Annotated in this window: 19 protein-coding genes; 15 read left to right on the top strand and 4 right to left on the bottom strand. The window is 72.7% G+C overall.

Features of this window, described 5'->3' with window-relative positions; genetic code table 11:
* Positions 1-25: 25 nt before the first annotated feature.
* Entirely contained in the window at positions 26-586 is a 561-nt protein-coding gene (locus ACWEGE_RS17880) for a TetR/AcrR family transcriptional regulator (RefSeq protein ID WP_449661562.1), read from the bottom strand.
* Positions 587-657: 71 nt separating this feature from the next.
* On the opposite strand from ACWEGE_RS17880, the gene ACWEGE_RS17875 reads away from it, so the two are divergent.
* The 13 genes from ACWEGE_RS17875 (at position 658) to ACWEGE_RS17815 (ending at position 9,182) form a co-directional block, all read left to right on the top strand.
* Positions 658-1,557: an NADP-dependent oxidoreductase gene (locus ACWEGE_RS17875; protein ID WP_449661561.1), complete on the top strand. Its 900-nt coding sequence runs from the start codon at positions 658-660 to the stop codon at positions 1,555-1,557.
* 92 nt (positions 1,558-1,649) lie between these two features.
* Positions 1,650-2,843 carry a MurT ligase domain-containing protein gene (locus tag ACWEGE_RS17870; protein WP_449661747.1) on the top strand — a complete coding sequence of 398 codons (1,194 nt, stop codon included), beginning with the start codon at positions 1,650-1,652 and terminating at the stop codon, positions 2,841-2,843.
* A complete protein-coding gene (locus ACWEGE_RS17865) occupies positions 2,836-3,558 on the top strand; it encodes a type 1 glutamine amidotransferase (RefSeq protein WP_449661560.1) in 723 nt (240 codons plus the stop codon). Before ACWEGE_RS17870 ends, ACWEGE_RS17865 begins: the two co-directional genes overlap by 8 nt.
* Positions 3,559-3,629: 71 nt before the next feature.
* The gene (locus ACWEGE_RS17860) at positions 3,630-5,024 is read left to right on the top strand and encodes a sensor histidine kinase (RefSeq protein ID WP_449661559.1); all 1,395 of its coding nucleotides are present in this window, start codon (positions 3,630-3,632) and stop codon (positions 5,022-5,024) included.
* Positions 5,024-5,704, top strand: a complete 681-nt coding sequence (locus ACWEGE_RS17855) for a response regulator transcription factor (protein ID WP_449661558.1) — start codon at positions 5,024-5,026, stop codon at positions 5,702-5,704. Before ACWEGE_RS17860 ends, ACWEGE_RS17855 begins: the two co-directional genes overlap by 1 nt.
* Before the next feature lie 184 nt (positions 5,705-5,888).
* On the top strand, positions 5,889-6,218 hold the full coding sequence (locus ACWEGE_RS17850; protein ID WP_449661557.1) for a gas vesicle protein GvpO: 330 nt from the start codon (positions 5,889-5,891) through the stop codon (positions 6,216-6,218).
* Between the two features lie 16 nt (positions 6,219-6,234).
* Complete coding sequence (locus ACWEGE_RS17845; RefSeq protein ID WP_449661556.1) at positions 6,235-6,534, top strand: gas vesicle protein; 300 nt, start codon at positions 6,235-6,237, stop codon at positions 6,532-6,534.
* Positions 6,531-7,265 (top strand): GvpL/GvpF family gas vesicle protein, encoded by a 735-nt coding sequence (locus ACWEGE_RS17840; protein ID WP_449661555.1) that lies wholly within the window; start codon positions 6,531-6,533, stop codon positions 7,263-7,265. The genes ACWEGE_RS17845 and ACWEGE_RS17840 overlap by 4 nt, the downstream gene beginning before the upstream one ends.
* Positions 7,258-7,458 carry a gas vesicle protein GvpJ gene (gvpJ, locus tag ACWEGE_RS17835; RefSeq protein WP_449661554.1) on the top strand — a complete coding sequence of 67 codons (201 nt, stop codon included), beginning with the start codon at positions 7,258-7,260 and terminating at the stop codon, positions 7,456-7,458. The genes ACWEGE_RS17840 and gvpJ (ACWEGE_RS17835) overlap by 8 nt, the downstream gene beginning before the upstream one ends.
* Entirely contained in the window at positions 7,455-7,700 is a 246-nt protein-coding gene (locus tag ACWEGE_RS17830) for a gas vesicle protein K (RefSeq protein WP_449661553.1), read from the top strand. Before gvpJ (ACWEGE_RS17835) ends, ACWEGE_RS17830 begins: the two co-directional genes overlap by 4 nt.
* On the top strand, positions 7,697-8,023 hold the full coding sequence (gene gvpJ / locus ACWEGE_RS17825; protein ID WP_449661552.1) for a gas vesicle protein GvpJ: 327 nt from the start codon (positions 7,697-7,699) through the stop codon (positions 8,021-8,023). Before ACWEGE_RS17830 ends, gvpJ (ACWEGE_RS17825) begins: the two co-directional genes overlap by 4 nt.
* Complete coding sequence (locus ACWEGE_RS17820) at positions 8,020-8,580, top strand: GvpL/GvpF family gas vesicle protein (RefSeq protein ID WP_449661551.1); 561 nt, start codon at positions 8,020-8,022, stop codon at positions 8,578-8,580. Before gvpJ (ACWEGE_RS17825) ends, ACWEGE_RS17820 begins: the two co-directional genes overlap by 4 nt.
* A gap of 74 nt (positions 8,581-8,654) precedes the next feature.
* Positions 8,655-9,182, top strand: coding sequence for an NHL repeat-containing protein (locus ACWEGE_RS17815; protein WP_449661550.1), 528 nt, complete (start codon positions 8,655-8,657; stop codon positions 9,180-9,182).
* On the opposite strand, the gene ACWEGE_RS17810 is transcribed toward ACWEGE_RS17815, so the two are convergent.
* The 3 genes from ACWEGE_RS17810 to ACWEGE_RS17800 are packed head-to-tail and all read right to left on the bottom strand — an operon-like array spanning position 9,179 to position 10,736.
* The gene (locus tag ACWEGE_RS17810; protein WP_449661549.1) at positions 9,179-9,580 is read right to left on the bottom strand and encodes a CoA-binding protein; all 402 of its coding nucleotides are present in this window, start codon (positions 9,578-9,580) and stop codon (positions 9,179-9,181) included. The genes ACWEGE_RS17815 and ACWEGE_RS17810 overlap by 4 nt on opposite strands.
* Positions 9,581-9,603: 23 nt before the next feature.
* The gene (locus ACWEGE_RS17805; RefSeq protein WP_449661548.1) at positions 9,604-10,176 is read right to left on the bottom strand and encodes a hypothetical protein; all 573 of its coding nucleotides are present in this window, start codon (positions 10,174-10,176) and stop codon (positions 9,604-9,606) included.
* A 56-nt stretch (positions 10,177-10,232) separates the two neighbouring features.
* Positions 10,233-10,736, bottom strand: coding sequence for a VOC family protein (locus ACWEGE_RS17800; protein ID WP_310968855.1), 504 nt, complete (start codon positions 10,734-10,736; stop codon positions 10,233-10,235).
* A 138-nt stretch (positions 10,737-10,874) separates the two neighbouring features.
* On the opposite strand from ACWEGE_RS17800, the gene ACWEGE_RS17795 reads away from it, so the two are divergent.
* Complete coding sequence (locus ACWEGE_RS17795; protein WP_449661547.1) at positions 10,875-11,666, top strand: 2-keto-4-pentenoate hydratase; 792 nt, start codon at positions 10,875-10,877, stop codon at positions 11,664-11,666.
* Positions 11,663-12,418 carry a 2-keto-4-pentenoate hydratase gene (locus ACWEGE_RS17790; protein ID WP_449661546.1) on the top strand — a complete coding sequence of 252 codons (756 nt, stop codon included), beginning with the start codon at positions 11,663-11,665 and terminating at the stop codon, positions 12,416-12,418. Before ACWEGE_RS17795 ends, ACWEGE_RS17790 begins: the two co-directional genes overlap by 4 nt.
* Positions 12,419-12,442: the final 24 nt, after the last annotated feature.

The following is a 12,442-nucleotide window of genomic DNA, read 5'->3' as shown; positions in this document are numbered from 1 at the left end:
GTCTCCTCTGCGGTGAGGGTGTTGCCTACTGTCTGGCGGCCGCCTGGACCTCGTTCAGTGCCTGCCTTGCCGCTTCGCCGAACTCGGTGGGCTCGTCGATCCATCGCTCGTACGCGACTTTCATCGCCAGAGCTCCCAGTTCGGCCGCGACCCGTGCGGTCAGGTCCGGTGTCCCGCGCTCCCGGAGTGCCTCCGCCATTGCTGCGGTCAGGGCCAGCCCCTTCAGTGCCTCCCGCTCCTGCAGCTCGGGGTGCGCTGCGATCACCGACCGGCGAAGCGCGCTGAACTCCCGCCGTTCGGTCGTGAACGCCTTGCGGCCCACCGTCTTCATTGCGCAAGCCAGTGCCTCGAACGGTGCGGCCGTCTCGGGTGCTGCGGCGATCGCCCCGGCCAGCAGCTCCGCCAGTGTGCCGCCGCCGAAGAGTACCTCCCGCTTGTCCTGGAAGTGGCGGAAGAACGTGCTCTTCGTCAGCCCTGCTCGCGTGGCGATGTCGATCACCGTCGTGTTCTCGTAGCCGCGCTCCGCGAAGAGTTCGAGGGCGGCGCGGCTCAGCCTCTCCCGTGCGTTCGGTTCCCAGCGGCCCATGGGGACACGGTACTTGGTGCCGTCGGAGGTGTACGGTGATGAGACCAAGTCCCATCACTAGGGAGGTCCCCATGAGCCGAGCCGTCGTCTACGAGAAGTTCGGTGGACCCGAAGTGCTCGAACTGCGCGAAGTCCCCGAACCGCACGCCGGGCCGGGGGAGGTGCGGGTGCGGGTCACCGCTGCCGGGCTGAACCCGATGGACTGGGGCATTGCCCGGCACCCCGAGGCCGCCGCGCGGTTCGGGATCAGCCTTCCCGCCGGGTTCGGGTACGACTTCGCCGGCGTGGTCGATGAAGCCGGTCCGGGTGCGGAACACGCTGCCGGCGATCGCGTCTACGGCGGTGCGCTCGGCCGGGCCGTTGCCGACTTCGTGGTCGTTCGTGCCGGGGACCAGCTCTTCCCCACCCCGGATGGCGTCTCCGACGAGGTCGCGAGCACCCTCCCGGTCGCCGCGTCCTCGGCGGCCGCCGCGCTGGCCGCGGTCGGCCTGCGGGCCGGTGACACCGTCCTCGTCGGCGGGGCCGCCGGTGGTGTCGGCATCTTCGCCGTCCAGCTCGCCAAGCTCGCCGGCGCCACCGTGCTCGGCACCGCCTCCGAGGGCACCTTCCCGTTCCTGCGCAAGCTGGGCGCCGAACCCGTCGCCTACGGTCCCGGCCTGGCCGGCCGGGTGTCGGGAATCACCGCGGCCATCGACCTCTTCGGCACGGAAACCGCCGAGGCCGCCTTGGCGCTCGGTGTCCCGCCCGAGCGGATCGCCACCATCGCCGCCGGGCCCAATCCGCCGGGCGGTGTGCGTGCCACCGGAGGCATCGACGCCGAGCCGGGTGCCGTCGGAAAGGTCGCCGACGAGATCGCCGCCGGCCGGCTCACCGTGCCCATCGCCGGGGTCTTCCCCGTCGAACGGATCCGGGACGCCGTTGCGCTGCAAGCCGGGCGGCACGTCCACGGCAAGGTCGTCGTCACGCTTTAGAGACCCGCGCCACGGACTCAGGAAACTCACAGCGCCCGGCGGGCACCCTCCAGGAGGTGTCCGTCCGAAGCCCCCTCCGCACCCGTGCGTCCGTGGCCGCCGGGCGGCTGACCGCCTGGCTGTCGCGCAGCTCGGGGCTCGGCCGCGGCGGCATGATCGGCGGCCGCGTCACGCTGGCGCTGGATCCCGCCGCCCTGCGCCGCCTCGGCCGCGAACGCACCGTCGTGCTCGTCACCGGCACCAACGGCAAGACCACGACGTCGCTGATGCTCACCCGCGCGCTGGAAACGCTGGCCGAGGTCGCCGCCAACAGCGACGGCGCGAACATGCCCGACGGTGTCCTCGCCGCACTGACCGCCCGCCCCGACGCGCCGTACGCGGTGCTCGAGGTCGACGAGACGTACGTGCCCTGGGTCGCCGACCAGGTCCAGCCGGCCGTGCTGGTGCTGCTCAACCTGAGCCGCGACCAGCTGGACCGGGTCGGCGAGGTCCGCGCCATGGAACGCGACCTGCGGGCCGCCATCGCCGGCCTGCCCGGCACGGTCGTCGTCGCGAACTGCGACGACGTCCTGGTGGCGTCCGCGGCGAGCGCGGCCGCGAAGCTCGTGTGGGTGAGCACGGGCCGCCGCTGGACCGGTGACTCCACGGCGTGCCCGCGCTGCGAAGGCCGCGTCGAAACCCACGAACGGCACTGGGGCTGCGCCTGCGGGCTGGCCCGGCCGGAGCCCGCCTGGACGCTCGACGGCGAGCTCGTCCGGACGCCCGGTGGCCGCGAAGTCGACCTCGACCTGCGGCTGCCGGGCGAGGTCAACCGCGCGAACGCCGCGCTCGCGCTCGCCGCGGCGCACCGGCTCGGCGTTCCTCCGCACACCGCCGCGGCCCGGCTGCGGACCATCACCGACATCGGCGGCCGGTACCGGACGATCCGCCGGTCGCGGCACTCCGTGCGGCTGATGCTGGCCAAGAACCCGGCCGGCTGGGTGGAGACGCTGCGCGTGCTGGACGAGGACACCCCGGTCGTCGTCGCGGTCAACGCCCAGGAGGCCGACGGCCGGGACCTGTCCTGGCTGTGGGACGTGCACTTCGAGCGGCTCCGCGGGCGCCAGGTGGTGGTCACCGGCGAGCGCGGCGCCGACCTGTCCGTGCGGCTCTGCTACGCCGAGGTCGCGCACTGGGCCGAGCCGGACCCGGTCGCCGCGATCGACGCGCTGCCGCCCGGCGCCGTCGAGCTGGTCGCCAACTACACCGCGTTCCGCGACCTGGTCGGCAGGTTGCCCGATGGCTGACTCGACCGTCCACATCGGACTTCTGCTGCCGGAGGTGCTCGGCACCTACGGCGACACCGGCAACGCCCAGGTGCTCGGGAAGCGCCTGCAGTGGCGCGGGCTCGACGCCGAGGTCGTCCCGGTCGGGCTCGGTGAGCCGGTTCCGTCCGCTTTGGACCTATACCTGCTCGGCGGCGGTGAGGACGGTGCCCAGGCGCTGGCCGCCGCGCACCTGCGCAAGTACCCCGGCCTGCGGCGGGCGGTCGCGGCCGGTGCGGTCGTCTTCGGCGTGTGCGCCGGCCTGCAGGTGCTCGGCACCCGCTTCCGCGGCCTCGACGGCGTCGACCACGACGGGCTCGGCCTGCTGGACCTCACCACCGAACCGGGCGAACAGCGCGCGGTCGCCGAGCTGGTGGCGACGCCGGCGCGGCTCCTCGACGGGGAAGCGCTGACCGGCTTCGAAAACCACCTGGGCGTCAGCAAACTCGGCGCCGACAGCGAGCCGCTCGGGCGGGTCGTGCGCGGCACCGGCAACGGCGACGGTACCGAGGGCGCGGTGACCGACCGGGTCGTCGGCACCTACCTGCACGGCCCGGCGCTCGCCCGCAACCCCGCGCTGGCCGACCTGCTGCTGGCCTGGACGATCGGGCACCCGCTCGGCCCGTTGCCCCTGCCCGAGGTCGAGCGCCTGCGCGGGGAGCGGCTCGCCGTCCCGCGCCGCCGCCGGGGCGCGTGACCCGGATGGCGGCGAACGCCCCGCCGCTGGTCCGCCCGCGCGCGAGCCTCGTCCGTGGTTACGCTGCGTTGGTGAGATTGGGCAGGGTGATCGCCGCGACCGGCGTCCGGATGCGCACCACCGCGGTGGCGGTGTTCGCGCTCGCGCTGGCCATTGCCGTCGGTGGCGTGGTCGTCGTGCTGCTGCTGGAGGAATCGCTCGACCGCAGTGTCACCGAGAGTGCCCGCAGCACCGGGCGGCAGGTCGCCATCCAGCTCATCCGCGAGGGCGCGCGCGACCTGAGCGCGAGCGACGTCGCCAGCACCGGTGACACCGAGGCCGTCACGCAGGTGCTCGACGCGCGGGGAACGCCGATCGCGAGCGATCCCGCGATCGTCGGGCACCCGCCGCTGACCGTGGCCCGCCCGGTCATCGGGCACGAGATCGTCGAAACGCTGCCGCTCGGGCTGAACGGCGACAACGACGACTACCGGGTGGTGTCGCAGGAGGTGGCCGGGCCGGGCGGCCCGTTCACGGTGATCTCCGCGCGCTCGCTGGAACCGGTCACGGAGGCGTCGACGCGGTTGACGCTGCTGCTCGGGCTCATCGCCGTGCCGCTGCTGGCGATCGCCGGGCTCGCGGTGTACCGCGCGGTCGGCTCGGCGCTGCGGCCGGTCGAGCGGATGCGCCGGACCGTCGCCGAGATTTCGACCCGCGACCTCGCCGCACGCGTCCCGCTGCCGCCGGGCGGCGACGAGGTGCACCGCCTGGCCGTGACGCTCAACGAAATGCTGGCCCGGCTGGCCTCGGCGCAGGCCGCGCAGCGCCGGTTCGTCGCGGACGCCAGCCACGAACTGCGCTCGCCGCTGTCGACGATCAGCACCGCGCTCGACGTCGCCGGCCGGCACCCGGAGAGCACCGGCGACCTGGTGCCGGTGATTGACCGGGAGACCGCGCGGCTGCGCGAGCTGGTCGACGACCTGCTGATGCTGGCCCGCACCGACGACGCGACCGACCGGCCGCAGCGCACCGAGGTCGACCTCGACGACATCGTCCGCGCCGAGGCCGAGCGGCTGCGCGGCGAGAGCGCGGTGGACGTCGAGGTCCGGGCCGGGCCGGCGAAGGTGCACGGCAGCGAGGCCCAGCTGCGGCGGGCGGTGCGCAACCTGGTCGACAACGCGCGCGGGCACGCGCGCTCGCGCATCCGGGTCAGCAGCGCGGTGCGCGGTGACGTGGCCGTCGTCGAGGTGAGCGACGACGGCCCCGGTGTCGGGCCCGCCGACCGGGAGCGGATCTTCGAGCGGTTCGTCCGGCTCGACGCGTCACGGCAGCGCGGACACGGCGGGACCGGGCTGGGCCTGCCGATCGTGGCGGGCATCGCGGCGCGCCACGGCGGCCGGGCGCGCTACGCCGAGTCGGACGAGCCGGGCGCGCGGTTCGTGATCGAGCTGCCGGTGATCGAACTGCCGAAGGAGGCCGAGGAGTAGTGCGCCTGCTGATCGTGGAGGACGAGCGCGAGTTCGCGGAGACGCTGCGGCGGGGGCTGGTGGCCGAGGGCTTCACCGCCGACGTCGCGCACACCGGCAAAGAAGGCCTGTGGCGGGCGACCGAGCACGCCTACGACGTCGTGGTGCTCGACATCATGCTGCCCGAGCTGTCCGGCTACGAGGTGCTCAAACGCCTGCGGGCGGCGGAGAACTGGACGCCGGTGCTGATGCTGACGGCCAAGGACGGCGAGTACGACGAAGCCGACGCCTTCGACCTCGGCGCCGACGACTACCTGTCCAAGCCGTTCTCCTTCGTCGTGCTGATCGCCCGGCTGCGCGCGTTGCTGCGCCGCGGCGCGCCGGCCCGCCCGGCCGTGCTGGAGGCGGGCGACCTGCGCCTCGACCCGTCCGCCCGTACCGTCCACAGGGGACAGAAGCGGATCGAGCTCACCGCGCGGGAGTTCGGCCTGCTGGAGTTCCTGCTGCGGCGGGCGGGGACGGCGCTGTCGAAGAACGAGATCCTGAGCCACGTCTGGGACGCGCACTACGACGGCGACGAGAACGTCGTCGAGGTGTACATCGGCTACCTGCGGCGCAAGATCGACGCGCCGTTCGGCACCCACACCATCGAGACGGTCCGCGGCGTGGGCTACCGGCTGGTAGACGTTACTCGATCGTAATCAACCGGGCATTTTCCGGAAATTGGTGCCGCCGGGTGTCCGCGCATTGCGCCGTTTGCTCCCGCTGGTTGCCGCGGATCGCCCAATCTTCCGCGCGAACCGGTGAAAATACCGTCCCCTGACCGCGCTGCACGTGCCGCTGAGCGTTGCTACCGTGGGCCACCCACCCGTGACGAGGGAAGCGATGCCGGAATCGCCACTGCCGTTCCCTGCCCAAAGCAAAAATACTCCCGAAGCCTCCGAGAAATCCGTTTCCCGGCTGCGTGCCGCCGACGCCATTCGAGCCGCGAAGGACCAGTTCGGCATGGTGACCGGGCTCACCCCGCACGCCGTGACCGGCATCCGCGGTCGTGGCGACGGGGGCTGGTCCGTGCTCGTCGACGTCGTCGAACTGGCCCGGATCCCGGATTCCACCAGCGTGATGGCCACCTACCGGGTGGACGTCGACGCCGACGGCGAGCTCGGCGCGTGTGAGCGGCTGCGCCGGTTCACCCGGGGTGCCACCGATTCCTGAAAGGAAGGTCGACAGATTGGCCGCTTCGTCCGATTCGTTGGCGGATATTCTGGAGCGCGTGCTCGACAAGGGCGTCGTCATCGCCGGTGACATCGGCGTCAGCGTCGTCGACGTCGAATTGCTGACCCTGCGGATCCGGCTGTTCATCGCGTCCGCGCAGACCGCCCGGGAAATGGGCATGGACTGGTGGACGAACGATCCGTTCTTCGCCCCGAACGCCGCGCGAGCGGAACTGGGGAAGGCCGATCTGGCGGCGCGCGTCGCCGAACTGGAGGCCCGGCTGCCCGTGCCGGGCGGGAGGGACGAAGCGCGGTGAGCACCGGAAACTGGCTGTGCGCGTACGCGATCACCCGCAACCGTCCGGCCGGCCTGGACATCGGCCCGGTGCCGCGGCTGATCGGCTACCGCGACCTCGGCGTGGTCGTGTCCGAGGTGGCGCCGGCGCGGTTCGACCGCATCGACACGCTCGACCCGGTCGACGGCACGCTCGCCGAGCTGGCCCGCGAGCACGACGCCGTGGTGCGCGCGGTGTTCCGCAGCGAGCCGGTGCTGCCGCTGCGGTTCGGCACGGTCCTCGACGGCGAGGACGCCGCCCGCCGGCTCCTGGAAGCGGGCTACGACCAGGCGCTCGACTGCCTCGACGAGGTGGCCGGGCACCGCGAGTGGGGCGTCCGGGTCCGCCACACCGAGCCGGCGGCCACCACCCGGCCGGACGCGGCGGGCCTGACGGGAACGCAGTACCTGGTGCGGCGGCGCGAACGGCTGAAGGCGATCCAGCGGGCGCGTGAAGACGTCACCGGCGCGGCCGGCCGGCTCGGGGACGCGTTGCGCCGGCACGCGGCGGACAGCGTGGAACGCGCGCGGCCGCACGGGGTGCTGATGAACACGGCGTACCTGGTGGAGACCGGCCGCGAAGCGGACTTCCACGCGGAGACCGAGTGGTTCGCCCGCGAGCTGAGCGCGGCCGGCGCCACCGTGGAGACGTCGGGGCCGTGGCCGCCGTACTCGTTCACCGACGTCGAGCTCGGAGCGACGGCGCATGGCTGAGCCCGACGTGCTCGCCGAGGTCTTCACCCCGTCCGGCACCAACGCCGCCGAGGCCGTCGTCGACCTGCTCGACCGGGTCGTGCACCGCGGGGCCGTCGTCACCGGGGACGTGATCATCTCCCTCGCCGGCATCGACCTCGTGCGGCTCGACCTGCGGCTGCTGCTGCTCGGGCTGGACGGGACGGGCGAATGACCCAGCGGATCGCCGCCGACGCCGGCCGCGGGCTCGGCCACCTCGTCGTCACCGTGCTGGACATCCTCAAGGAGGTGCTCGAACGGCAGGCCCTGCGGCGGCTCGACGCCGGCACCCTCACCCCGGACCAGGTCGAAGCGCTCGGCCAGGCCCTCATCGCGCTGGAGCTCCGGTTCGCCGAGATCCGCGCCGCCCTCGACGGCATCCCTGACGAAATCCCCGCGACCGAAGGAGCGAAGTGACCAGACCGGGACAGACCGGTGGGACCCTCACCGACACCCTCAACGTCCTGCTGGACAAGGGGCTCGTCATCGACGCCACGGTGAAGGTGTCCCTGATCGGGATCGAACTGCTCTCGATCGAGGCCAGGGTGGTCATCGCCAGCGTCGACACCTACATCCGCTACCTCGAAGCGATGCAGCGGGTCAACGCGCAGGCGCAGCAGCCCAACCCCGGGCAGGTGTCCATCGGGCTCGAGCAGACCGTCGGGCTGATCCCGCCCCCGCCGCCGACACCGGCCGTCGCCGTCCCGGTGGAGCCCGCCATCCCCGTCGAACAGCAGTGACGCTGCAGCTGTACGGCGTCGTCCGGTCCGGACACCCGCGGGCGCCCCGCACGGTGAGCTGGGAGGACCTGGCGATGGTCGTCGGCGATCCCGAGCCCGACCCGGCGGCCCACCTGGCGGTGGTGTCCGCGCTGGTCGAGGGCGGTCCGGTGCTGCCGGTCCGGTTCGGCACCGTGGCCGAGGACGAAGACGCCGTCCGCACCGAGGTGCTCGCCCCGGCCGCCGACACCTACCGCGCCGACCTCGACCGGCTCGACGGGCTGGCCGAGGTGCACGTCTGCCTCCGGTTCTCCGAACCCGGCTCGGCGTGGCGGGCGGCCCGCTCGGACGTCCTGCTCTCCCGGGTCGCCGAACGCGCCCGCGACTCGGTGGCGCTGCCCGCGGGCGAGAGCGCCGACGAGCGGTGGGCGTTCCTGGTCGGGCTGGGTGACCTGCTCGTCGTCCGGGACACCGTCGCCGGGCTCGCGCGCAACGAGGGCGTCCAGGCCGACTGGGTCGGCCCACTGCCCGCGTACAGCTTCCTCGACCGGCGGACGTGCTCCCGCTGGAGCTGGTGAGCGGAGGCGGAACAGTCGCTGAACACTCGTCCAGGCGCTGGCCGCCGTGGCTCGCGGCCGGTGATCCTGATGCTGTGACCAGCAGTGAAGTCGCCGCGCTCCCGCGTGCGTTCGGCGGACCCGGCACCGGGCCGGGGCAGTTCCGCGCGCCGTCCGGGATCGCCGTCGACACCCGCGGCCGCGTGTGGGTGGCGGACACCGGCAACGACCGGGTCCAGGCGTTCACCCGCGACGGCGCGCTCGTGCGCGTCCTGGCCGGACGGCTCAAGGCACCGGAAGCGGTGGCGGTCGACGCGGCGGGCAACGTCTACGTCGCCGACACCGGCAACCGCCGCGTGGTGCAGTTTTCGTGGCAGGGCGGGTTCCTGCGCGAGTTCGCCGGGCTCACCCGGCCTCGCGCGGTCGCCCTCGACCCGGCGGGCCTGCTGCTGGTCGACGACACCGGGCGCATCGCCCGGTTCGACACGCGCACGGGCGCCGCGCTACCCGACACGGCCGAGCCGATCGGCGCACCGCGGGACATGGCCGACGACGGCACGGGCGGCGTCTGGGTCGCCGAGCCGGGCAACCACCGGATCGTCCACTTCGGAGCGACCGGCTAGTGCTTCGAGATCGAGGCGGTCGCCCGGACGACGGCGGTGCACCGGTTCTCGACGTAGGCGAGCCCACTCTCCTCGGCGATGCGGCGCGCTTCGGCGGAGACGAGGCCCTGCTGCAGCCACAGCGCCTTCGCGCCGATCTCGACGGCGTCCCGCGCGATGCCCGGCGCTTCGGCGGACGGCCGGAAGACGTCGACGAGGTCCACCGGCTCCGGGATGTCCTTCAACGACCGGTACACCTTCTCGCCGAGCAGCTCGGTCGCGGTCGGGTGCACCGGGATGATCCGGAAGCCGTGGGCCTGCAGGACCGCCGGGACGCCGTGCGCGGCCTTGGCCGGGTCGCGGCTCAGCCCGACGACGGCGATGGTCTTCGCGCCGGCGAGGATCTCCTCTGGAGTCATACCGGTTGAACGCTGTGCGCGGGTCAAAGCTTCCAGAGCCGCAGGCCGCGCACGCGGTAGACCGGCCAGAGGACGTGCCAGGGCTTCCGGTGGGCGAAGGTCGCGGCGCAGGTCAGGATGTTGCGGGCGGACGTCGTCGTGACCTCGTGGCGGTCGGCCCAGATCGCGCCCTTGGCGCCGACGGCGATCCGGAACACGGTCAGCAGCCCGCGCCCCTGCAGGTCGTACTTCGCGCCGGTGTCCCCGGAGCCGGGGGCCAGTTCGGCGATTTCGGCGCCGAACGCGCGGGCCGCCTGCGGTGCCACGTCGGCGGGAACCGCGCCGACACTGCGGGTGATCGCCTTGCCGTGCATGCGCCGCGCGTAGCGGAACAGCAGCGCCCGCTCCCACCACGGCAGCAGCCGGTGGTGCGCGAGGAGGGCGGCGCACTCGCCGTGCCCGATCGCGAAGATGCTCGTGAGCTCGTCGTAGGCGCCGTTCGTGTTCGGCTCGTTCAGGTGCAGCCGGACCTCGAACCGGGTGCGCGCGGTGAGTTCGTCGAGCAGCTCGCGGTGATCGAGCCGCGCCTTCGCGCGGGAGAGCGACCAATCGGACATCGGACCTCCAGACGTCGCGCACAGGCTAGTTGGCGCGCGACGTCCGGACCACGCTTTCAGCCGATCTTCTCGCCGTACATCTCGCCGAGCGGGTCGGAGATCAGCTCGACGCGGGCACCGTCCGGATCGGACAGGTAGATGGACGTCTTGCTCTCCAGCAGGTACTTCACGCCGGCCTCGTCGAGCTTGTCCTTGATCGCGCTCCACCGTTCGGGCGTGACGGACAAGGCCAGGTGGTGCAGTCCACCGAGGACTTCCGCGTACGGGCCGAGGTCCAGACCGGGCAGGTCGAAGAAGGCGACCGCGTTGCCGTTGCCGACGTCGAAGAAGAAGTGGCTGGAGCCGGGGTAGTCGCGGTTTTCGATGAGTTCGGTGAGCGGGAAGCCGAGGATGTCCTGGTAGAACTCGATGGTCCGCTCGACGTCGCTGGAGATCAGCGCGGTGTGGTGGATGCCGCGGCCGTTCGTCGCCGGGCGTTCGGCGGCCGGGCGCAGGTGGCGTTCGCGCAGTGCGTCGCGGGCCTCGGCGAGCTTGGTGACCTCGGCCTGGGTCGGTGCCATGTCCCTCACGTCCCTTCCTGGTGTGTCGTTCACGGTACGCTCAAATTGTCTCGCGCGCAAGAGGTTGTACGGCGAGAGTTCCGCTGGGTGGAACGTCGTCGCTTGTGTGCGGTCGTCTCGCACGGCAGAGTCCGGGAAGTGGATGTCAGCAAGGTGCAGGAGGCCGCTTCGGCGCTGGCGCGGGCCTATGCCTCGCGCGAGCCGATCGAGCCGCTGATCAAGACGTACCCCGACGCGGGCGTCGAGGACGCGTACCGGATCCAGCAGGAGCAGGTGCGGCACTGGGTCGAGGGCGGCGACGCCGTCCGCGGGCACAAGGTCGGCCTCGCGTCGGCGGCGATGCAGCGGCAGATGGGCGTCGACCAGCCCGACTACGGGCACCTCACCGGCGGCATGTTCCACCTGGAGCACCAGCCGATCCCGACGTCGGCGTTCCTGCAGCCGCGGATCGAGCCGGAGATCGCGTTCGTGCTCGGCTCGGCCCTGCGCGGCCCGGGCGTGACGGTCGCCGACGCGGTCCGGGCGGTCGAGTTCGTGCTGCCGTCGCTGGAGATCGTCGACTCACGCATCCGGGACTGGAAGATTTCGCTGTTCGACACGATCGCGGACAACGCGTCGTCGGGTGGCGTGGTGCTGGGCAGCAGCCCGGCGTCGCTGGGCTCGGTGGACCTCCGGCTGGCCGGCTGCGTGCTGTACCAGAACGGCGCGGTGGCCGCGACGGGTGCGGGTGGCGCGGTGCTCGGGTCGCCGTTGAATTCGCTGGTGTGGCTGGCGAACACGGTGGGGCCGCTGGGCGTCACCCTGGAGCCCGGCCACGTCGTGCTGCCGGGGTCGATGACCCGGGCGATCCCGGTGTCGCCGGGGGACACGATCGTCGCGACGATCGCCGGGATCGGCAGCGTCACCGCGGTGTTTTCGGAGGAATCGTGAACGTGCGAGAAGCGGCTGCTTCCTTGTTGGGGACGGTTTCGGAGCGCGCGCCGCTCTCGGCGGACTGGTCGGACCTCGACGTCGACACGGCGTACGCGATCCAGGACGAGGCCCTGCGGCAGCGCCGGGCCCGCGGCGAGACGCTGATCGGGGTGAAGCTGGGGCTGACTTCGCGGGCCAAGCAGGAGCGGATGGGGATCGATTCGCCGCTGCTGGCCTGGCTGACCGACGCGATGGTGCTGCCGGCGGGCGTGCCGGTGCCTTCGCTGATCCACCCGCGCGCGGAGCCGGAGCTGGTGTTCGTGCTGGGCCGCCGCTTGGCGGGCCCGGGCGTGACGGCGGCAACGGCGTTGGCGGCGGTCGACCGGGTGTACGGCGGCATCGAGGTGATCGACAGCCGGTACAAGGACTACCGGTTCACGCTGCCGGACGCGGTCGCGGACAACGGTTCGTCGGCGTACTTCAGCGTGGGCCCGGTCGGGGTGCCTCCTGCAGCGCTGGATTTGTCACTGGAGGCGGCGCTGTTGGAGGTCGACGGCCAGATAGTCGACACGGCCACGGGAGCGGCGGTCCAGGGCCACCCGGCGGAGGCCTTGGCCCTGGCGGCGAACGCCCTTGCGGCCCGGGGCTTGGCATTGGAGCCGGGCTGGCTGGTCCTGACGGGCGGCATGACGGACGCGGTCCCGCTCCGCCGGGGCTCCCGTGTCGCCGCCCACTTCTCCCACCTGGGCTCCCTGACCCTCGCCACCTGAGGTCCATACCCCTCCAATCACGCG

This window comes from Amycolatopsis sp. NPDC004747 (assembly GCF_053601335.1).
This window is presented reverse-complemented; position numbering and strand designations above follow the sequence as displayed.